The organism is Pseudomonas sp. E6002 (genome assembly GCF_013385565.1).
Lineage (GTDB): Bacteria > Pseudomonadota > Gammaproteobacteria > Pseudomonadales > Pseudomonadaceae > Aquipseudomonas.
In genome coordinates this window covers 107,141-127,722 of the sequence record NZ_JACAPT010000017.1, presented here as the reverse complement: position 1 = coordinate 127,722, position 20,582 = coordinate 107,141, and the positions used below count along the sequence as shown (strand labels likewise).

23 protein-coding genes are annotated in these 20,582 nt (G+C 56.4%); 18 read left to right on the top strand and 5 right to left on the bottom strand.

The genetic code is table 11. The annotated features are described in order from the left end of the window. Positions 1-213: 213 nt before the first annotated feature. The 8 genes from HX815_RS15080 (at position 214) to HX815_RS15045 (ending at position 5,495) form a co-directional block, all read left to right on the top strand. Positions 214-522: a hypothetical protein gene (locus HX815_RS15080; RefSeq protein WP_177028503.1), complete on the top strand. Its 309-nt coding sequence runs from the start codon at positions 214-216 to the stop codon at positions 520-522. Continuing rightward, complete coding sequence (locus HX815_RS15075; RefSeq protein WP_177028502.1) at positions 519-1,127, top strand: hypothetical protein; 609 nt, start codon at positions 519-521, stop codon at positions 1,125-1,127. The genes HX815_RS15080 and HX815_RS15075 overlap by 4 nt, the downstream gene beginning before the upstream one ends. 106 nt (positions 1,128-1,233) lie before the next feature. Beyond that, entirely contained in the window at positions 1,234-1,614 is a 381-nt protein-coding gene (locus tag HX815_RS15070) for a hypothetical protein (RefSeq protein WP_177028501.1), read from the top strand. An 8-nt stretch (positions 1,615-1,622) separates the two neighbouring features. Further along, positions 1,623-2,201 (top strand): tail assembly protein, encoded by a 579-nt coding sequence (locus tag HX815_RS15065; RefSeq protein ID WP_177028500.1) that lies wholly within the window; start codon positions 1,623-1,625, stop codon positions 2,199-2,201. Next, a complete protein-coding gene (locus tag HX815_RS15060; protein WP_177028499.1) occupies positions 2,198-2,782 on the top strand; it encodes a tail assembly protein in 585 nt (194 codons plus the stop codon). Before HX815_RS15065 ends, HX815_RS15060 begins: the two co-directional genes overlap by 4 nt. A 43-nt stretch (positions 2,783-2,825) precedes the next feature. Then, positions 2,826-3,260 (top strand): hypothetical protein, encoded by a 435-nt coding sequence (locus HX815_RS15055; protein ID WP_177028498.1) that lies wholly within the window; start codon positions 2,826-2,828, stop codon positions 3,258-3,260. Between the two features lie 78 nt (positions 3,261-3,338). Next, positions 3,339-4,139 carry a hypothetical protein gene (locus HX815_RS15050; protein ID WP_177028497.1) on the top strand — a complete coding sequence of 267 codons (801 nt, stop codon included), beginning with the start codon at positions 3,339-3,341 and terminating at the stop codon, positions 4,137-4,139. A gap of 705 nt (positions 4,140-4,844) precedes the next feature. After that, positions 4,845-5,495, top strand: a complete 651-nt coding sequence (locus HX815_RS15045; RefSeq protein ID WP_177028496.1) for a DCL family protein — start codon at positions 4,845-4,847, stop codon at positions 5,493-5,495. Between the two features lie 208 nt (positions 5,496-5,703). Here the strand turns inward: HX815_RS15045 and HX815_RS15040 are convergent, their stop codons facing one another. After that, on the bottom strand, positions 5,704-6,228 hold the full coding sequence (locus HX815_RS15040) for a hypothetical protein (protein WP_177028462.1): 525 nt from the start codon (positions 6,226-6,228) through the stop codon (positions 5,704-5,706). A 1,016-nt stretch (positions 6,229-7,244) separates the two neighbouring features. Here HX815_RS15040 and HX815_RS15030 point away from each other — a divergent pair. From HX815_RS15030 to HX815_RS15010, 5 genes are all read left to right on the top strand, one after another. Continuing rightward, entirely contained in the window at positions 7,245-7,469 is a 225-nt protein-coding gene (locus HX815_RS15030) for a hypothetical protein (RefSeq protein WP_177028494.1), read from the top strand. Positions 7,470-8,207: 738 nt separating this feature from the next. After that, positions 8,208-8,810: a hypothetical protein gene (locus HX815_RS15025; RefSeq protein ID WP_177028493.1), complete on the top strand. Its 603-nt coding sequence runs from the start codon at positions 8,208-8,210 to the stop codon at positions 8,808-8,810. Positions 8,811-8,926: 116 nt separating this feature from the next. Further along, positions 8,927-9,127, top strand: a complete 201-nt coding sequence (locus HX815_RS15020) for a hypothetical protein (protein ID WP_024072858.1) — start codon at positions 8,927-8,929, stop codon at positions 9,125-9,127. Between the two features lie 355 nt (positions 9,128-9,482). Further along, positions 9,483-10,766, top strand: coding sequence for a hypothetical protein (locus HX815_RS15015; RefSeq protein ID WP_177028492.1), 1,284 nt, complete (start codon positions 9,483-9,485; stop codon positions 10,764-10,766). A 10-nt stretch (positions 10,767-10,776) separates the two neighbouring features. After that, on the top strand, positions 10,777-10,968 hold the full coding sequence (locus HX815_RS15010) for a hypothetical protein (RefSeq protein ID WP_024072856.1): 192 nt from the start codon (positions 10,777-10,779) through the stop codon (positions 10,966-10,968). 386 nt (positions 10,969-11,354) lie between these two features. On the opposite strand, the gene HX815_RS15005 is transcribed toward HX815_RS15010, so the two are convergent. From HX815_RS15005 to HX815_RS14995, 3 genes are all read right to left on the bottom strand, one after another. Continuing rightward, the gene (locus tag HX815_RS15005) at positions 11,355-11,630 is read right to left on the bottom strand and encodes a hypothetical protein (RefSeq protein ID WP_008435692.1); all 276 of its coding nucleotides are present in this window, start codon (positions 11,628-11,630) and stop codon (positions 11,355-11,357) included. Between the two features lie 252 nt (positions 11,631-11,882). After that, a complete protein-coding gene (locus HX815_RS15000) occupies positions 11,883-13,523 on the bottom strand; it encodes a glycosyltransferase family 39 protein (RefSeq protein WP_177028491.1) in 1,641 nt (546 codons plus the stop codon). Between the two features lie 87 nt (positions 13,524-13,610). After that, the gene (locus HX815_RS14995) at positions 13,611-14,576 is read right to left on the bottom strand and encodes an arsenic resistance protein (protein WP_177028490.1); all 966 of its coding nucleotides are present in this window, start codon (positions 14,574-14,576) and stop codon (positions 13,611-13,613) included. Between the two features lie 172 nt (positions 14,577-14,748). Between HX815_RS14995 and HX815_RS14990 the strand changes: the two genes are divergently transcribed. Then, positions 14,749-15,669 (top strand): alpha/beta fold hydrolase, encoded by a 921-nt coding sequence (locus HX815_RS14990; RefSeq protein WP_102604466.1) that lies wholly within the window; start codon positions 14,749-14,751, stop codon positions 15,667-15,669. A 73-nt stretch (positions 15,670-15,742) separates the two neighbouring features. Then, the gene (locus tag HX815_RS14985; RefSeq protein ID WP_063033519.1) at positions 15,743-16,156 is read left to right on the top strand and encodes a hypothetical protein; all 414 of its coding nucleotides are present in this window, start codon (positions 15,743-15,745) and stop codon (positions 16,154-16,156) included. Positions 16,157-16,291: 135 nt separating this feature from the next. Here HX815_RS14985 and gabP read toward each other — a convergent pair whose 3' ends face one another. Next, positions 16,292-17,683, bottom strand: a complete 1,392-nt coding sequence (gene gabP, locus HX815_RS14980) for a GABA permease (protein ID WP_003218057.1) — start codon at positions 17,681-17,683, stop codon at positions 16,292-16,294. A 554-nt stretch (positions 17,684-18,237) separates the two neighbouring features. On the opposite strand from gabP, the gene HX815_RS14975 reads away from it, so the two are divergent. The 3 genes from HX815_RS14975 (at position 18,238) to HX815_RS14965 (ending at position 20,546) form a co-directional block, all read left to right on the top strand. Beyond that, complete coding sequence (locus HX815_RS14975) at positions 18,238-19,011, top strand: ABC transporter ATP-binding protein (RefSeq protein ID WP_003218059.1); 774 nt, start codon at positions 18,238-18,240, stop codon at positions 19,009-19,011. A 13-nt stretch (positions 19,012-19,024) separates the two neighbouring features. Beyond that, positions 19,025-19,777, top strand: a complete 753-nt coding sequence (locus HX815_RS14970) for an ABC transporter substrate-binding protein (RefSeq protein WP_003218061.1) — start codon at positions 19,025-19,027, stop codon at positions 19,775-19,777. A gap of 73 nt (positions 19,778-19,850) precedes the next feature. Next, on the top strand, positions 19,851-20,546 hold the full coding sequence (locus tag HX815_RS14965) for an ABC transporter permease (protein ID WP_003218063.1): 696 nt from the start codon (positions 19,851-19,853) through the stop codon (positions 20,544-20,546). The last annotated feature ends 36 nt before the right edge of the window (positions 20,547-20,582 follow it).

Genomic DNA, 20,582 nt, shown 5'->3' with positions numbered 1-20,582 from the left:
GGGGAACAGGGGGAACACAAACATGTTTTTGAATATAAACGTGTCCGCGTTTCCGAGTATTTGGTTATCACTGTTCCCCACAAAAAAACGCGGGGAACAGAAACCCCCTCTGAAAGGCCCGGAAACATTGGCTGTTCCCACTGTTCCCCCGTTCCCCCGATTTTTTTCTAGAAACACATATGGGCAATGGAGCAATCAGGCCGAGGTGACGCCATGAGTCTCCTTTCCGGCTTGCTCGATCACATGCCGCCAGCCATTGCCAGTACCACCGCGCCAAAAATAAATAGCCGGCCTCGCCCGCGCCTGGTGCTGGCCAGCCCTGTCGAGCGCACTCCCCGGCTCATCACAAGCCCACACGCAAGCGCCGCCACCGCCACGCCCGAATGGCGGCAAGCCCGAGACTTGTACCTCAACCACATCATGGTTTGTCGGAGCTGCTACGCGCCAACCGGCCGCTACTGCACGGCTGGCGCCCACCTGCGCGCCAGCTACGACGCCACACCTATGGAGGCGCACCAATGACGCCCAGCCTTATCACCCGACTGTGCAACATCGGTATGAAACCCGGCATCAGCACCGCCACGCAGCTCATCACCACACGGCGAATATGCCGCGCCATTGCTGACCAGCTCGACGTTATCCGTAGCGAACGGCGAGCCCTACGCCGGCAAGCGGGAAAGTTGAAAGCGTTTCTCCCATTCACCCGGCAGGCCATTGCTGAATTGGAGGTGCGAGCCCAGGAACACCAAGAGGCTATCCGCAGCGGAGCATGGAGCGCACTTGCTGGGTTTGGCCAATCACTGATGTTCGACCGTGAGGGGCTGGCGCAGGCGCTGGGCTTCGACCAGGTGTGCGACCTGCTTGGCGTCAACCCAGTACATCGCGATCGGGCCAGCACAGACGGTGACATCAGCCTTCGCGGACTGGCCTACCTATCCCAGCTGGAGGACAGCGCCGACCGCAAGAGCGACGAATGGGGCGCCGGTGGCCCGCTGTATCGCGCCTGCCACGCCGCCATGATCAGGTTCATCAGGGAGTGCCCAGAAGACCAACTACCCGACCCATTCGCCCCTGGTGCGTCGTTCGGCCCAAAGCTGCCACCAGCCCTCAGCATTGTCGGCAACTGACTATTTTCCGCGCCACGTTTTGCGAATCACGAAAACGTGGCGCGACACAGAGCAACAACACCGGGCACCAGCCCATGATCAGCGCCAGCGGCGCACAGAGGAAACCATGACAGATCAAGACACCAACACCGCGGAGCATAAACCCACGTACCAGGAGCGATTCACCCTTGCGTGCGACACGCAGAAATTCAAACCCTACGAACTGATTCAAGGGCCAGACGCAGGCTACTTGGTATGGGAGGTCCAGCACGTACGCAATGGCCAGCAAGTGACCATCGACGGTCCCTACTTCACCGAGGAAGAAGCACGGGTTTCGGCGGACCTTATGCGGGGAACATTCCGCGGCGCCAAGGCAAGCGAAACGATCTACAACCGGGTGTGGAACTACGATCCGCGCCAGGAACAACTGACCATCGACCAGGCGCATATGTCGCGCGCAGTGCTCGCCATTCGCCTTGGGCTATCTGCCCCGTCGATCACCGTATAGGAGGCCCTATGGCCGCTACAGCATTCGATAACTCCCCTATGACCACCATCAAACTTTACGGGCAGCTCCGGCAGTTCGGCAGGTCCTACGACCTTGCTGTGCGGACGCCAGCGGAAGCCTTGAAAGCGCTGTGCGTGCAGATTCCCGGCCTTGAGCGATTCATCTCAAACGCCAGGTCGCGCGGACTTGTGTTTGCTATTTTCCGAGGAAAGAAAAACATCGGGGAGAGTGAACTCAATTACCAAGGCCAGGGCGACATCATCATCGCTCCCGTGATCGTAGGCAGTAAGCGGGCGGGCATCTTACAAACGATCATAGGGGCTGTACTGATCGTTATGAGCCCTTTCACTAATGGTGCGACTCTTGCGCCAGGCATCGCCTTGGCCGCCGGCGGCGTAATTCAGATGTTGAGCCCGCAAGCCCAGGGCTTGAAGTCTAGCGCCGCGCCCGAGAACACTCCTGGATATGCCTTTGGTAGTGCAAAAAACACCGTGGCATCAGGCTTGCCCGTACCTCTTTGCATCGGCCATCGCCGCTGGGGTGGCGCGATCATCAGCGCTGCTATTTACGCTGAGGATCGGGTATGACTGCCATCGAGTACACCCCAAAAACAACCATCCTTCTCAGCGGCTCTTTGGCCAAAAAGTACGGAAGGAGGCACACATACGCGCTATCTGCTCATGGCGATACCAGGGAGGCCCTGAGGGCAATCGATGTGAATCACCCGGGCTTCCTGAGCGATATCGCGCGGGCAAGGTCTGTCGGCCTGGAGTTCGCAGTTTTCCGCGACAGGAATAACGTAGGCGAATCCGAGTTGACTCTCGGCGGGGCCAGGGAAATACGGGTGGTTCCAGTGATCACCGGGAGCAAACGCGCCGGGATACTTCAGACCATCGTCGGCATCGTGCTGATCGTGGCCAGCGCATTTACCAATGGCGCAACGCTTGCCCCAGGGATTGCGCTCGTGGCCGGCGGCGTAATCCAAATGCTCAGCCCGCAGGCCGGCGGCCTCAAGACCAGTGCCGCACCCGAGAATACACCCGGCTACGCCTTCGGCAGCGCCAAGAACACCACCGCATCGGGCAATCCCGTGCCGCTCTGCTACGGCAAACGTAGGGTCGGCGGGGCGATTATCAGCGCCGCCATCTACGCCGAAGACCAGATGTAGGAGTGCTGGTGTAAAGTGATCCATCAACCCCGGAGGAAGAAATATGCACAGGATTTTGCTCGCCACCGCCACCTTCGCACTACTGGCTGGATGTTCAAGCACACCAGTAGCGCCTGGCTCCGCAAAGCAAGTGCCCGCCGACCGGGTCTACGCTTATCAAGCAGACATTCCTGGTGGTGCGACACTGGCAGTTAGTCGAGACGACGGTTTTTGGGCGTCTGGCGGCTGCTTGGCCACCGTGCTTATCGACGGAAAAAAGGTCGCCCGTATCGACACCGGCGAAATTGTGAAATTCAAGGTCAAGCCAGGTCGGCATATCGTTGGCATTGCTGGCGATGACGAAGGCAACGGCCTCTGTGCAATGCAGATCGGTCAGCCCGTGAAGGAAACGGCAGCCGAGGTAAGCTCAGGAGAAACCCAAAAATTCCGAATTTCGGGTACTCAGAATGGAACTGATATTCGCCCAACATCAATATAATTAGAAACCTCGAAAACCACCGCTAAAGCGAACAGTAAAAAAGCACTCTTGCAATAAATTAAAAACGGAAGCAAAAAAATGGATGACAACAAGTATCTAGGCAAAACCTTAGCATATTCAAGATTTAAACTTACAACTTGGAAGACCGAGAGCATGCTGTCTCTTGGCGTTGTGGGCATTGATGAAAAAATTACAAATTCATATAGTGGCCTCCTGAATAAATTTGACGGGATAAAAGGGGTTCCAGGACCGAAGCCTAAAGACTACAAACCCCAAGTTTCTTCAGAAAGGATGGAAGACGGAGATATTTTAGTTACACTAGATGATAGAGCTGCCGCTTTTCTTAAGAAAGTACTCCTAAATGACAAGAAAAGGCATGACGACCTCAGATTTTTCCTATATTCGAACATATTCGTTAGCGTCTGGGGAAGCTTTGAAACCTATACACAAATGTTATTTGAAGAACTTTTACAAAAAAAACCTGAAATGCTAAAAAGCAAGGAGACAATGCTTCTCGATGATATAATAACCCATCGAAACAATATCATACCCCACCTAATCGAAAGACAAGTTGAGGCTATAGGGCACTTCAAAATTGACGACCTACTTAGCTATATAAACAAAAAAATCAATGTAACCCTAGAGCCTGCCGACTCAAAACACATCAAAGACCTTTATACAATTCGAAATATCATTGCTCACAAATCTGGCCTTGTCAGAGAATCACAAATCAAGAAAATACCCGCTGGAGTAAAAGTAATCGGCGGCGAACTTAGAATTTCCGAGGCATACCTTAAAAAAATGATTAAGTTCATGGAGAAAATTGTTGCCATGATCGAAAGAGCTGTTGATGACAAATTTTTCCATAACGACAAGTAAGCGTTAGGTCACATTAACTTGAATCAGGGCATTCCGTTTTTACTAAGTATTTTGTCTTAGATACGTTGCTCCTACCAAGCTCCTTTGGAGTGGTGACCAATACCGATCACCACTCTCCTTGGCTACTAAGTCATCAAATTCATCGCAGACTTAGTGGAAGGCTGCGGCAGGTTTCGCCCTGCGTATTTCGCGCTTCCCTCCGCCCGCACCACCGCACCGTTGACCAGTACGTGAAGCCATCAACACGGCAAAATTTCACGCCAGCCGTCACGCAGCATCTTCACGCATGTGGATCGCACAAGCTTCCTGCAGGAGCGAACTGTTTGGCGTTGGTGCGCGCCCTCCGATGAGTATCAGCACCAAGTTCGCACCCCTGGTTCGCACCCTCTTACGCGAACCTGGTGCGAACCAGGCCGCCAGCCTGTTATCAAAAGTTATGGTTGCCACGCGTTGGTTTCCACTGTGGTTTCCAGGGTTTTGCAGTGGTTTCCACTGGCAACCAGGCCACTTTGGTTGTGACCATACAAATAAGCACAGGGAGCGACGCTCAATACTCTCCCCGGCCAGCTCAGATATCTGTGTACATGCCAGCCAGGCAAGATTGTTGCCGATGATGTCGAAACATCATGTCCAAAAAAGTCTGTGCTACGTTGATTGTGGTGAGCGTAACTCCGCCCCGGAGCCCAGCCCAAAAAGGACAACTATATGCCTGCTAAACCCGTCGTGCTGCCAAGTCGAACTTTTGCGACCCAAGGAGAGGCAACGGCATTTTTCAAGGCCATGCTCGCGCGGTACGGCGATGGGGAGTTTCTTAACTCTGATGATGAAGACATCCTTTACGAACTCTTGCAGCGCCACCCCGAAGCTGATGAAAAAATCGGAGCGGGCGTTCAAGCTTTTTATCGTCAAAGATCGCCTGACCATCCTACAAGTTGCTTCCATGTTTTGCGGGTCGACGGAAAAAAAACGGATTTCGGGTATCCCGCCTGTATCACGGGCCGGGCTCCCAGTCTGCGCCATGGGTTTTATGAAGCCTGTAGGCGTTCAGTTGTGCCTGAATTAATGCACCAAAAACAGCAGATATTCGACTTATCGCCGAGTGGAATACGCTGCGTGAAAACTGGTGAGTTGACGACGATCCACACGTCAGAATATCGGCACACCGAGCCGAGATTTAGGGACATTGTGTCGGGATTCATTCAGGCAAAAAACCTGGTTATCACCCCCTCAATGGTGACCGTAAGCCAGGATATGCAGTATCAAACCGTTTTCACTGATCCGGCAATGGCTCGTGAATTCATCGACTTTCATAGGGCAGTCGCAAAGCTCGAAATCTTTAAAAAATATGTACGATAAAATTGGCCTTTTTGACCAACAATGCCGACCTTTAATATCTCTTAGGCGGTTGTATCCGCGTTCAGCAAGTCGGCACGCACCGGTGCGCCTCGACAGTAGGCTGCTGCTAAATATCACATAGTTGTAAGGCCAACACCCCGGCGAACACCGCAAACTTACTAATATGGTAGCCCATTTAAAAGCCAGAAAAACATGTAGAGATCACGCACTATTTGAAGTTATGCATTACCAACCTTGAAACGATAGCCACCATACTAAGGCCATATATTAAAATAATCGCAATGTGTGCGACCGGCTTGAGCTTGGCCTCATTCAACTTACGCATTCCATGCCGCTCATTGACCACAATTAAAAACAACCCAATGAACACAACACAGGTGCCACTGACTATACGCATCCACTCAAAAAAACCGCTCTCCCCTTCCTCAAACAGCAAAGAAATCCCCACCGCGAGAATCACTGCAGCAACTGCAAAGTTCTTATAGTGATCAAAAATAAACTTTACGGCATTATCATTTCCAACTAGCTTTTTAAACATAAACCCCTCGATACATTGAAAGCCAACTTCTTCATCAATCAGCCAAACACGACCACTGAAATACTTAATTATATAAACCAGCAGAACTTTAAATTTTTGCTGAATTCCCCTGTCACTGACAAAAATCCGGATAATGATTTTTCGTCCCTTTACACCTCGGGAAACGCTTGCACCCCCAGAACTTCCCGCCAGCATTTTTGCCTACCATGGCGGTTCTTACTGACATACCTCCACCACAAATTGGGCATTTAACTTTGGTCGAACTCTTGGGGCTAGCTGCCTTTGGGCGCGGGACTAGGCTATTCGCTGGCGGCGGGATAACCTTCAAATCGATAGTGGGGATTTCGGTGGCGGTGGTTGGAATTTCACTATTTGTTCGAAGCTTGGCTAACCATTTTTCCCTCCTTGCGCTGTATGCGACCACTGCCCAGACAGTCGCACCAATGCTAAGCAAGAATTTGATGGCACCGACTGTTCGATCCACACCGCCATGGGAGGAGCATGCTCCTCGCCGACCTATCGACACAGAAGCCCAGCCGTCACTACAAACGGCTCCTCCAAGAAGAATCGACAACAAAATCATCGTTCCTAAAAAGACGATAATTCCCACGAGCCAGGTCCGGTCCTTGGAATACAAAATCAGGTCCCTCATCACACATAATCGGGATCGGGCGTAATGACCCGAACAAGCTTGGCGTTTTGATATCACATCGAATTTGATTGGTCATCAATAGCTGTCTCGACCATGCCCACCGTGAGCGTGAATTCAACGCAACGTGTAGATCCCAAAATGCTGGCGCCGGCAATTACTTTGACCACACTTTGACGGAATGCGAGACGCCCATCAGACCAAATCCACGCCGGGTGGGCGTCTAAGACTGATCGCGTGGCCAGCCCGTCAAACAAGCGCACCGTGGCCGCTGATACCCCTGACAGACCCCAGACGGATACGGCGCTTTCGGCCCGCCTACTTTTACCTGGCTTTTACCGAATCGCTGGCGAATGTGAGACAGGCATGAGACGGATTCGGCGGGCGTGGCCGCCTGAGAACGCCCATCGGCCCATGCGGGCGGGGCTCAAGCGGTAGATGCGGGGAAATCCCGTATCACATCACCAGGCCACTTTGCCGCCGGCAGACGCAAACCACTTAAAGGTGATTCCGGGCATCCACGGCGCTGGTGCTACGCGCTCTCGAAACACGGAGAACCACCATGACGGATACCAAGCTAATTGCCAGCCTATTCGACCGCCTCAATCAAAACCAGCTCGCCCTGGGCGCCGCGGTAGAGGAGCTTCCCAACTGGGTCGAACGGCGCGGATCGGCAGACATTGCCAATAACGTGCGCGGGGCGCTGGAAACGCTGGATGAGAACCTGGTGTTCATTCGTCAGGGCATTGCTGAGCTGGCCGTCGCCGGCAGCCTTGGGCAGTCGTGACACAAGCTAGGATTCTGGACAGGCTCTGGACGGCTGGAGAGGCTGCAGTTCATCCAGGTCGGCCCTCGGGCCAAATTGAGCAAAGGCTGGCGGCAGATCGGGCATGCCGCCGGATAGCTACCTCGTCCAGAAACAGGGGGCGAGCCGAGACAGTTACTTGCGGGACAAGTGGCAGTCGGTCGAACCGGGCAAACGCGACCGCTATCCTTGACCAGCCTTGACGAAATTCTTGACAGGTCTTGACGGATTTATCTGGCGCCACCAGCAGCAGGATCGCTTAAAGCCAAGCGTGGCAGGGCTTTGCGGGCATTCTCGCAGCTTGGCCAGCACCAGCCTCGTCAAGAACTCTAGAAGTACCCGTCAAGGTAGCTGCTCGATCAATATCAAGGCCCTGCTGGCGGGATGGGGGGTGAAATACCGGGCCAGACAAATCCTTAGCGCGTCAGGTAATACTAGACAGGCACTTGACGGATGTTCATCGGAAAGTGGCGCTTAATTCGCCCGCAGACTAAGCGCTGGGAGGCTCTCAGCGTGAAAGGAAAAGTGATCGAGCCAGATGCTTGTCAAGAGTTTGCGAAGGTCTTCGGCGACCTGACAGTAAGCTGGAGCACATAGTGATTATTTCGCAAACCAATCTCAAATGCGCTCGGTGCTGGCGCCAGGTAATTCAACGTGGCATAAGCTTCGAATGAAGCTCACAAATGTGACGCCCCGCATAAACAAGCACCGGTGCTAAACATGGACGAAAAAGAACGCTTCAGCTTTTACGAAAAAATCTATTTTTACGAAATGGATAGGAAAGAAAAGCTGATTTCTCGATTAAACCTGCCGCTGGCAATGATGGTTGCAGTGGCTTCCTTTCTCTCTTATATGCTTAACAAGGCGCCTACGACTCAGGACGGCCCATCTGGTGTTTTTTTCTGGATCTTTTATTTGTTCACTATCTTCCTGCTTCTCTGTGGCGCGCGTTACTTCTGGTCGTCGTGGCAGCTGAAGGATTACGACAAAGGCCTGCCTACGCTGATTGAGCTCGAGAAGTACCGTGAATCTTCAAATCTTCACTTCAAAACCTATGGGAAGAACCCAGATGACGGTGATACCTACTTTAGGCTGGTAATTCAGAACTATTACATTGAAGGGGCTGCCACCAATACGGCCAACAACGATAAGCGGACCGAGTACCTTGGCTCCCTCGCTTCGTATGTGACACTGACTATCATCCTGGCGCTGTGCTCCTTTCTCCCCTTTTACATCCACCACCACCCCGAGGTCAGTCCAAATGAGCGATCAGAAACCACCGCCACCGCCACCGCCGCCACCAATGAGATTTGTGAAAAATAACGAAGACGCTAAACGTCCGCCTCCGCCGCCCCCAACAAAGAAAGGTTAATCCCGCCAACGATGGGGTAGGAGTTGGCTACCCCATACCACTGCCCCGTAAATCGAGGGATTAGTCGATGTCCGTTATTGACTGTGATTATCTACCCGCCGACAAGGTGGTGTTTCCGCCGGAGCTGGCGCTGCTGATCGTCAGGAAGGCCAGCGCAATGGCGGCAGCATTCGAGGAGCAAGCGCTCGACCAGCTTACCAAGGACGCCCGGCGCGCCCTGTCGCGGGGAGCTGAGCTAAGGCGAGTCATCAGGGAAATGCGCTTGTAGCCGCGAGAGTGAACTGCCGGGATCTCGCTGGCTTTTCCGGCACCTGCCATACCGAAATGGGAGCCCAGGTTAATTACAGAGAATCCTGAACACCTCCCTTTCGCGAAACACCCCATGAATGACCGCTACCCTGATCCGGGGTAGTGTCCGTCCGCAGAAATCGAGGCAAGGGCAGCCTGTGTTGCAAGCCCCCCCCGAGGCGAAATTACCTAATATTGGAAGATCTTTCGACAAAGTAATCGCAATGCTCAGTGTTAGCTAAGCTATTTGCAACAGCCCTGCTCGCTATTACCAATAGCCCTAAAGGCTGGCATATATAGCCATCCGTGACGTCAAGAATAATCAGGGACAGAGAATGACAGCCGAAATCGCAATCATGAACCGTACCGCTGTCGTATTAGCTGCAGATAGTGCCGTTACCGTCACCTCGTGGAAGGACGGTAGACAGGAGCGCAGGTATTTTAAGGGAGCCAACAAGCTATACGAGCTTGCTCGATCCGGCCCCGTAGGCTTAATGATTTACGGTTCTGCTGGGCTGCAAGGTGTTCCCTGGGAGCTGCCAATCAAAGCTTTCCGAGAGTCGCTCGGAAAGGAACAGTACGACAATCTCAAAACTTATCCCGAGCGTTTTTTTGAGTTCATTCAGCACAATGACAAGTTTTTCTCCGATGAGGCGAAGGACAAGGCGCTAGTCAGCCTAATCGGAGCAGCTCACTTTCGCCTTCAGATGCTGGTCGCCAATCACGCGGGGGTTGAGGATATTGAGGGGCTCGCTGAAAAAAGTAATGCTGAAATTGAAACGGCACTGACGCTCACAGAGGAAGAAATCGACGCTCTGCTGCTTCCGGATCTCTTAACTGAAGCAGATATTGCCAATGCCACTGCCAAAACTTCGGCTGTACTCACAGAGGAGGCGCCGACGTCAGTTCTGTTATTTATACAGTCAGACTCACGCAGATACCTCATCCCTCGTTTCATCGTTGCGCTGGTGAAGCTAGCCGTCAAAGAGTTCCTCAATTTCGCCGACGAAACAGGTGTGGTAGTCGCAGGCTACGGCAAGGAGGAATATTTCCCTTCGCTCGAAGTCTATGTTTGCTACGGGCTGTTGGGTGATCGGCTGATATTCAAGCGAAATGAGCCAAGGGTGATGGACGCGAATTCGCCCGCCGTCATCCAGCCGTTTGCTACAACGCATATGATCGATACGTTTCGAATGGGGGTCGCACCAGACGTTTTGGGCAATACCTACGGCTCGACTCAACAGGCGCTTACCGACTTGGGTAGGCGAGTGATCGCAGAATGCGGGGCCCAGAGCCCGCTTACAGAGGAGCGACTCGCGGAACTAGTAGGTGCTGCCCACCAAGAGCATACAGACAGGTGGTATCAGGAAATCAGAAACCAGCATGTATTTCCTCTGTCCAATATTATACATTCGCTTCCTTTGCCAGACATGGCGGCCTTGGCAAAAAGCCTGATTGAGCTAGAGTCACTCAAGGAAAGGGTTACGAAACCTAGCGAATCGGTGTCAGGCCCCATAGATGTTGCAGTGATTAGCAAGCATGATGGGTTTGTGTGGATAGATCGGAAGCATTATTTCCGGCCTGAATTGAATCCCCGTTTTTTCAACCGAGCAGATTAAGGAGCCTGATATGACCTTCTCAACAGAACGCTTAGCGGATTCTGATACTTCGGCAGTAGCCAGAAGCGCAATGAGCCTTGAGAACCAGCAAGTGCGCCCTGCTCGCGAGCCAAAGGATTTGAACCAGTACGATGCAATGATTCGTCGCCTGGATCAAAAGCCAAGTGTTCACGAGATCTTGACTGCGTTTTCTCCGGTGTAAACGTCGAAAACTTTTCGTACAAGAAGCCCGGCCAAGTGCCGGGCTTTTTTCATTCTGGCTAAAGATCCTTTCGGCTTCCCTCAACTGCTCGATAGACCATAGCTGCTCGCTGGTTACCGTTCGTCGCAGCTAACCAGCTAGTCCCGTGGTTTGATTTTTCCCGACACCGGCTCGTTCAAAAGCGAGCGAAATTGTAAAAAGAGAGTAGATTTGTGAGTAGATACGGAATCCACCACGATATAAACCCTTTAAAATCAACAACTAATTCCAACTGTTCGATTCCGTCTCTGCACCACTAATTAGTTTCAGGTGGTGCAAACGTCATCTGAAACACACAAAAAACCCGCCTGGTGCGGGTTTTTTGTTGCCTGCCGTTTTTGACTCCTTCAGCCCCCGCCCCGCATCAACGTCAACACCGCAACCCGCTCCTGCTCGGAGATGTGAAAACCACTCTCCTCCACGCGCGCAATCCAATCCTGCGCCGAGAGCGACTCGCCAAAACGCACCAGGCGTCCGTAGCGCCTGAACACAGCCTCCAGCACGCTGATCATCGAGGGGTAGCTGCAGCCTCCGTCAAAACAGATGCTGAGGCCGCCAAGCCAGGAACGGCCGATCACGTGGGCACTACCGACGCTCTCGGCACCGGCATACTCAAAATCCATTTTTACTGCTTCCATGTCGCACCCAAACTCATCACCACGAAAGTACCCAAGCCTAGCAGGCGCCTGTTTTGCGGCAGGCTGCAAAGCGCTCCAATCAGACCAACCGGTCATCCAGGCGGCGACCATACAGTAAGACGATCCAAAGCGCCGGTTATCAACACCTCATTCCGACCCCATTGATCCATCCTTAATTCCCCAGTGATCGCCACTCTTGTCGGCGTTACCACCGACAAGGATGTCAAGGCGACTGAGTCACTTCACCAGGAACACCAGCAGCGGGTTGTCATTCAACCGCCCATTGAACACCGGCGCCATATGCTCCAGCGGCGTGCCGCTGAGCAATGCGGTTTGCTTGCGCTCCACAATCACCCAGGCGGGGCGCGGCAGTGTATCCACCAGCAAGGGTTGGTTGCGCCCGATGAACAGCGGCTGCTCGTCGTGATCCAGGTTCATGATGTAGCGAATCGCCCAGGTGTCCTTGGCCAGATCGACGAACACCAGGGTCCCGGGGTTATCGGCACGCAGCTTTTGCACCGCGCTTACGAAGTTCCTGGTGTCGAATTGCAGGTCCTTGGCCGGCTCCACAACCTTCACCAGCACCAGCCATTGGGTGGCCAGCGCAATCAGGCTGAGCACCACTAGGCGCTGGCCGAGATTGCCCTGCAAACGGCGCCAGGCAATCACGGCTGCGAGTTGCAGCACGATCAGCACACCCACCAGCGCCGGCACTGAAACGTCCGGCCAGTAGCCGTGCTTGTGCCACAGATGCCGACAGACAAACACCACGACAATGCCCAGCACCGGCAGGACCGCCACCAGCCACTCATAGCCACGCCGCACGCCGAGCAACCAGCCCTGGGCCTGGAGCAAGCCATAGGCGGCCACCGCGGCAAACATCGGGACCATGGGGACGATGTAATAGGCGCGCTTGAAGTGCGGCACCGACAAGCCCAGCAAAATCATCAGTCCGCAGGCGGCCAAACGCAGCATCAACTGCACATCGGCATCGTCGTGGCGGGCCGACCATTTGTGGCGCAGGGCAATCATCGTCGCCAGGGCCAGCGGCACCACCGGGAAATAGCGGTACAGGCTCAGCTTGAAGTAGAAGTAGAACGCCTCACCGGTTTCATCAAGGCGCCCGGTGAATTGCATCCGCAGCACATCATCGACGAAAGCATCGCCCCCGCTGATCCGCGCCAGTTTCAACAGCGCCCACCAACAGCCGGCCAGCAGGATCAAACCGACCACGCCGTGGGCAATCACCTTTTTCAGCAGTGCAATCCGCTCTTGCCGCGTACGAGCGGTGCCCAGCGCCCAGTAGACACAGGCCACCCCGCACACCTCGATCAACCCCAGCGGCCCGCGAATGGCAAACGCCACCACGAACAACGGAAAGATCGCATATTGGCGCAGCCGCGAGCCCAGGCGCTCACCGGTATGCAGCAGGTAGAAACACCCCAGGCACAACAACGAGATCATCTGGTCCAGGCACACCGAGCGCGACTTCTCCAGCAACTGGGCAGTCAATGCGGTGAGCAGCACCGTCAGCAGCGCCCACGCCCGGCCCGACGGCACCAGCAAGCGGTAGATCAGCGCCATGACCCCGGCAGACGCCAGGGCGGTGGGCATCACGTTAGCCAGGTCGTTGGGCGCGCCGAATAAACGGGCAAAGAGGTAGCTGAGGTAGGTCGCGGTGCCCGGATAGTCCGGGTAAGGCTCACCGTAGGTGGTAGGAAACAGGCTCGCGCCGTGGCGAAACATCTCTTGCATGAACACGGCCCAGCGGCCGTCGAAGCCCTGTGGCTGCTGGTCCCAGATGCCCAGGGTGAACAGCAGCAGGGCGATGAGGAAAATACCCAGCGATTCCATTCGAAAGCGATTGTGTTGATCCATTATTCAGCCTGTCAGGTGGGGTAAACCGGCTCATGTTGCCGAACGCCACCCTGAATAAGCCCTGAACGGAATCAAACATTCATCCGCCTAACGACGAGCGGGCCAGATCAGCAGCGGCAGCAGCCGGATGTAGAGTAGCTCCCCTACCAATTCCACCAGGGTTTGCGTGATCACCGCTGCAGCAGCGAGCCCGCGGATCTCTTCGGGCAACGCCAGCGCCAGCGGCAGCACCACCAGGGAATTACGCGTGGAGGCGCTGAAGGTGACCGCCCGCGCCGTGGGCGCCGATAGCTTGAACAGGCACGAAGCCAGCGCCCCCATCAGCGGGGCCAGCAACAGGAAGCCGATATACACCGGGATCACCGGCGCCAGCAGGCCGATATCGCGGACCACGGCGGTGATCTGCGAACCGATCACCACCATCAGCACCAGCGCCATGGCCGGCACGGGCAGCCAGGCCCAGGCATCGCTCCAGGCACTGACGACCGGTGAGCGCCGGGACAGGGAAGTGGTCAGCACCGCCAGAATCATGGGGGCAACGATCAGCAGCAGGAAGGCTTCGACAAACGGCCCCACTGCAACCGCCACCTGCGACTGCGCCCCCAGCATCAACCCCAGGTAGACCGGCAACAGCAGCAGTTGCAGCAACAACAGAATCGGGGTCGCTGCCAGCATCAACCGCGAGTCACCCTTGCCGATATGGGTAAACACCACCACGTAGTCGATGCACGGCGTCAACAGCACCAGCAACGCACCCACCAGGATCGCCGGGTGTTCCACCAGGCCCCGAGTCAGCGCCCACACCAGCAGCGGAATCAGGATGAAGTTGGCCAGCAGCAACGCGGCCATGAAGTGTTTGTTGCCCAGCCCCTGGCGCAGGTCCAGAAACGGGATTTGCAGGAACATCGCGTACATCAGCACGGCGATGGCGGGCGTAACCAGGGCGGCCACACCTTGAGACATGGAGGGCGCCAGCAGGCCGACAACGGCAGCCAGCACCACGCTGGCGAAGTAGATCGGGATCTGGTTTTGTTCGAGGGTGTCGCGGGTCATGGGCCGGCTCTGGTGGGCGAAAGGGTCTAAGCCTAGGCATCTGTGCCGCTCAGGTCGAGCCTCAGAAAAATCCCCGGGGCCTTCATAGCAGAAATTTGTTAGTTTCGACTTCTCATAAAACTGCGCACGGGCCTTTGACCCCCCATCGAAAGCGCAATGATCGAGCCTGTTCATGAACCTGCCAGTCCGACCTCAAGCCGAAGCATTCCGCGAGCCCACAGCCGATGGGCATTCCATCGGCGGCTTCACGTGGCGCCATCCGCGCACAGACGTTGAACGCCCGGTCGTCATCATCAACGCCGCCACCTCCGTACGCTGCCGTCACTACTCACGGTTTGCCGATTACCTGTTTGCCAATGGCTTCGACGTCATCACCTACGACTACCGCGGCATCGGCGAATCCCGCAGCGGCTCGCTGAAAGGGTTCAAGGCCTCATGGTCCGATTGGGGCGTGCTGGACTTCGAAGCGATCCTGCAGCGGGCCCAGCGGGAGTTTGCCGGCCAACCGATTGATGTGGTCGGGCACAGTTTTGGCGGATGTGCGGCGGGGCTCGGGGCTTCCGGCGCGGTGATTCGGCGCCTGGTGACGGTAGGCGCGCAGTTTGCCTACTGGCGCGACTACGAGGCGAGCGGGCGCTGGCGGATGCTTGCCAAATGGCATGTGGTGATGCCGCTGGTGACAGCGGTTTTTGGCTACTTCCCGGGCAAACGCATAGGCTGGCTGGAGGATACCCCGGCGGGCGTGGTACGCGACTGGAGTACGCCGACGCCGAGTTATGAAAAACGTCCGAGTGGGCGAGCCTTGCCCGAGTTGCCGTTTTCGCGGGTGAAAGCACAGATATTGGCCATCAGCATTACCGACGACCCGTTTGGCACGGTGGCGGCAATCGAGCGCCTGCTGGGTTACTTCGACGGCAGCGAGCGCACGCACCTGCGGATCGCGCCTGAAGATATCGGCGAAAAAGAGGTCGGACACTTCGCATTCTTTCGCAGCCAGTATCAAGATCGGTTGTGGCCGATTGCATTGGCTTGGCTGCAACGGGGAGAGTTGGCCAACGGCACGCCGGGGCGCCAAGTGACGGATCGCACCTAGAAAGCCTTGGGATTTTTCCAGACCTGCGCTTCAATACCCCACCCCCAGATCCTGACACCAAGGACGTGAGCCCATGGCTTCGCCGAACAAGCAGCAAAAACGCGCCCACCGGGCAAAAGCCAAGGCCAAGCAGAATCGCACCCAACGCGCCGTCGCCACCAAGCCGGATGCCTTTGCCGGCGATGACAGCCGCATTGATCTTGAATCGGTGGATTTGACCGAGCTGTTCCTCGAGATGCGCACCGCTGGCGAAACCAGCCAGCAGGCGCTGTGTGCCGTGTTCCTGGCGCACCCGCTGCTGGCAGTGGTACTGGAGCAGGAAGGCGAAGAAGAAGCGACGGACTTTATCCTCGCGGCGCTGATCGAGTATCGCCAGTGGGCCACGGATACCGAGGATGAAGCGGCAGCGCTGGCGTGGATTGAATCGCCGGAATTCCAGGCCGATTACGTCGCGGCGTCACAGGCGCTGGTTAGCTCCGAAGACTGATACAAAACGAAATGTGGGAGCGGGCTTGCTCGCGAAGGCAGTGTGTCAGTCAGCTCAAATGTCGACTGATCCACCGCATTCGCGAGCAAGCCCGCTCCCACATTTGATCAACGGTATTGCGACGAAAGCATTCCGTCAGTTAAGCACCGCCGCCCCAACCTTCCGGCCCTTGCGCCGACGCGACACCATCAGCCCCGCCGCAACTACCAGCAAGCTCAGGATCCCGGTGGCAATGATCTCCACCTGATGCGCTTCCTGGAACAACATGATCGTCAGCACGCCCACGATGAACACGATCACCGCATACGTCAGGCCCGGGAACAGCCACATCTTGAAGGCAATCTTCTCGCCCGCTTCCGTGCGTTTCTGGCGCATGCGCAGTTGCGACACGGCGATCACCAGGTACACCAGCAGCGCGATGGCGCCGGAGCTGGCCAGCAGGAATTCAAACACCGCCGCCGGTGCCACGTAGTTGGCGAATACCGCCAGGAACGCCGCGCCGGTAGACAGCAACACCGCCCAGTAAGGCGTGCCGCTCTTGTTGGTGATCTTGGACACCGCCGGTGCATCACCGCGACGGCCCAGGGAGAACATCATGCGCGAAGCGGTGTACAGCGCCGAGTTCAGGCAACTGGTCACGGCCACCAGCACCACCAGGTCAACGATCAGCTTGGCATTCGGGATGCCCATGCGTTCCAGCACGGTCTGGTAGGAACCGACCGCTGCCAGCGCAGGATCATTCCACGGCACCAGGGCCACGACGATGAAGATCGACACCAGGTAGAACAAGCCGATCCGCCAGATCACCGAGTTGGTGGCCTTGGAAATCTGCTGGCCCGGGTTCTTCGATTCAGCGGCCGCGATGGTCACGATCTCGGTGCCCATGAACGAGAACATGGTGGTCAGGATCGCCGCCAATACCGCGCCCATGCCGTTGGGCAGGAAGCCCTGGGTGTCGAACAGGTGCGAAACGCCGCTGACCTGACTGCCCGGCAGGAAGCCGAAGATCGCCAGGATGCCGAGGATCACAAACCCGATGATCGCCACCACTTTGATCAGCGCAAACCAGAACTCGAACTCGCCGTAGTTCTTCACACTGAACAGGTTGGTCGCGGTCAGCAGCAAGGTAATGATCAGGGTGAAGGCCCAGATCGCCACGCCGGGGAACCAGGCGTGCAGGATGGTCGCGGCAGCGTTGGCTTCCAGCGGAATCACCAGCACCCAGAACCACCAGTACAACCAGCCGATGGTGAAACCGGCCCAGTGCCCGATCGCACGGTCGGCATAAGTAGAGAACGAACCCGTGTCCGGCGATGCCACGGCCATCTCGGCCAGCATGCGCATCACCAACACCACCAGCGTACCGGCGGCGGCATAAGCCAGCAGCACGGCCGGGCCCGCCGCAGCAATCGCGTGGCCGGAGCCCACAAACAACCCGGCACCGATAACGCCGGCAATCGACAGCATGGTGACGTGACGCGGTTTGAGCCCCTGTTCGAGGTCATTGGAGCTTTGCGTACTACTCATTGACACACCTTTGCGAGGAATTGCGAATACGGTCCACCCGGTCTGGCGTCTTTCTCGTGAAAAGAAACCAACGGGGCGTTCTTTATTTTTTACGCAAGATTTGCGCCAAAATGTTACAGAGCCGCGATTGACGCGGGCTGTAGGGAAACTCAATAGCTCTCGTAAGTCACTGACACTAATGGCATTCCGCTATAGCGTTACTGTGCGACTCACTTGAAAGACGAATCAGTGCACCAAAAACACACACAATTTGTGCGTGACGCCCCATTAAAGGGCTGATATGGACCGTTCGCCGGTTTAACCCTTCCAACACCCGGCCAAAGCTGGCACCATCGCGCCCTTTTTTACGCGAAACCTGTAGGAATACTGGTTCAAACGGCTGTTCGGTTGTTGATGGCGCGACACACTGCTGTGCCGATGCGACACCCTGCCGCAGACCGTCTGTTTACCGCCTGCAGGGCTGTTGGCTGTCATCCGGACGCTATGCTAGCTTGGCGCCTCGCCAGGAAGGCGGGCCAACAGCAGGAGCGCAATGAACACAATGAGGACCGCACATGGCTGAGGCCACGCCCGCGCTTGAAATCCGCAACTTGCATAAACGCTATGGTGAGCTGGAGGTGCTTAAAGGTATCTCGCTGACCGCCCGCGACGGCGATGTGATCTCGATCCTGGGTTCCTCCGGTTCCGGCAAGTCCACGTTCCTGCGCTGCATCAACCTGCTGGAAAACCCGCACCAGGGGCAAATCCTGGTGGCTGGTGAAGAGCTCAAGCTCAAGGCTGCGAAAAACGGCGAACTGGTGGCCGCCGACGGCAAACAGATCAACCGCCTGCGCAGCGAAATCGGTTTTGTGTTTCAAAACTTTAACCTGTGGCCGCACATGAGCGTCCTCGACAACATCATCGAGGCCCCGCGCCGCGTGCTCGGCCAGAGCAAGGCCGAAGCCACTGAAATCGCCGAAGCCTTGCTGGCCAAGGTCGGCATCAGTGACAAGCGTCATGCCTACCCCGCGCAACTGTCCGGCGGCCAGCAACAACGCGCCGCGATCGCACGCACCCTGGCCATGCAGCCCAAAGTCATCCTGTTCGACGAGCCCACATCGGCCCTTGACCCGGAAATGGTTCAGGAAGTACTTAATGTGATCCGCGCCCTGGCCGAAGAAGGCCGCACCATGCTGCTGGTCACCCATGAAATGGGCTTTGCCCGCCAGGTGTCCAGTGAAGTGGTGTTCCTGCACCAGGGCCTGGTCGAAGAGCAAGGATCGCCACAGCAGGTATTTGAAAACCCGCTTTCGGCGCGCTGCAAACAATTCATGTCCAGCAACCGCTAACGGAGCAACATGCATGCAGAACTATAAAAAATTCCTCTTGGCCGCCGCTGTTTCGATGGCGTTCAGCGCCACGGCGATGGCTGAAACCTTGAAAATGGGGATCGAAGCGGCCTACCCGCCGTTCAACAATAAAGATGCCAGCGGCAACGTCGTCGGCTTCGACAAGGACATCGGCGACGCCCTGTGCGCCAAGATGAAAGTCGAGAAGTGCGAAGTGTATGTCTCCGACTGGGACGGCATCATCCCGGCCCTGAATGCCAAGAAGTTCGACTTCCTGGTCTCCTCGCTGTCCATCACCGATGAACGCAAGCAGGCCGTCGACTTCACCGACCCGTACTACTCCAACAAGCTGCAGTTCATCGCGCCCAAAGCCAACAAAGACTTCAAGACCGACGCGGACTACCTGAAGGGCAAGATCATCGGTGCACAGCGCGCAACGCTGGCCGGTACCTACCTGGAAGACAAGCTGCCGGACACCACCGCCAAGCTCTACGACACCCAGGAAAACGCCTACCTCGACCTGACTTCCGGCCGCCTGGACGGGATGCTCGCCGACAAGTACGTGCAGTACGAGTGGCTGAAAAGCAAAGACGGCTCCGCCTACGAATTCAAGGGCGACCCGGTGGTCGAGAGCGACAAGATCGGTATCGCCGTACGCAAAGGCGACCCGCTGCGCGAGCGCTTGAACAAAGCCCTGGCTGAAATCAAGGCCGACGGCACCTACAAGAAGATCAACGACAAGTACTTCCCTTTCAGTATCGAGTGATCCTGAATGGCCTGCCCGGCGTGCTCGCTTGAGTGCGCCGGTCCTGAGCTTTGCCTTGCGAAACGACTAAACCATGAATTTCGACCTCTACGGATTCGGCCCGGCGCTCGCCGCCGGCGCGCTGATGACCGTCAAGCTGGCGCTCACCGCCCTGTGCCTCGGGCTGGTGCTCGGGCTGGCCGGCGCCCTGGCCAAGACTTCCCCGTACAAGCCGCTGCAATGGCTTGGCGGCAGCTACTCCACCCTGGTTCGCGGCATCCCGGAACTGCTGTGGGTCCTGCTGATCTACTTCGGTACGGTCAACCTGATGCGCTCCCTCGGGGAGTTTTTCGGCAACCCCGACCTTTCCCTCAGCGCTTTCGCCGCCGGGGTGATCGCCCTGGGCCTGTGCTTTGGCGCCTACGCCACGGAAGTCTTCCGCGGCGCGATCCTGGCCATTCCCAAGGGCCACCGTGAAGCCGGTGTCGCACTGGGCTTGTCGAAGGTCCGGATCTTCACCCGCTTGATCATGCCGCAGATGTGGCGCATCGCGCTGCCGGGCCTGGGCAACCTGTTCATGATTCTGATGAAGGACACCGCGCTGGTCTCGGTGATCGGCCTGGAAGAAATCATGCGCCACGCGCAGATCGGCGTGACCGTCACCAAGCAGCCCTTCACCTTCTTTATGGTCGCGGCCTTCATGTACCTGGGCCTCACTGTCCTGGCGATGACCGGCATGCACTTCCTGGAAAAACGTGCCGCGCGCGGCTTTGCGAGGAGCACGCAATGAGTGGCGACTACAGCTGGCTGTCGCATTTCGACCTGG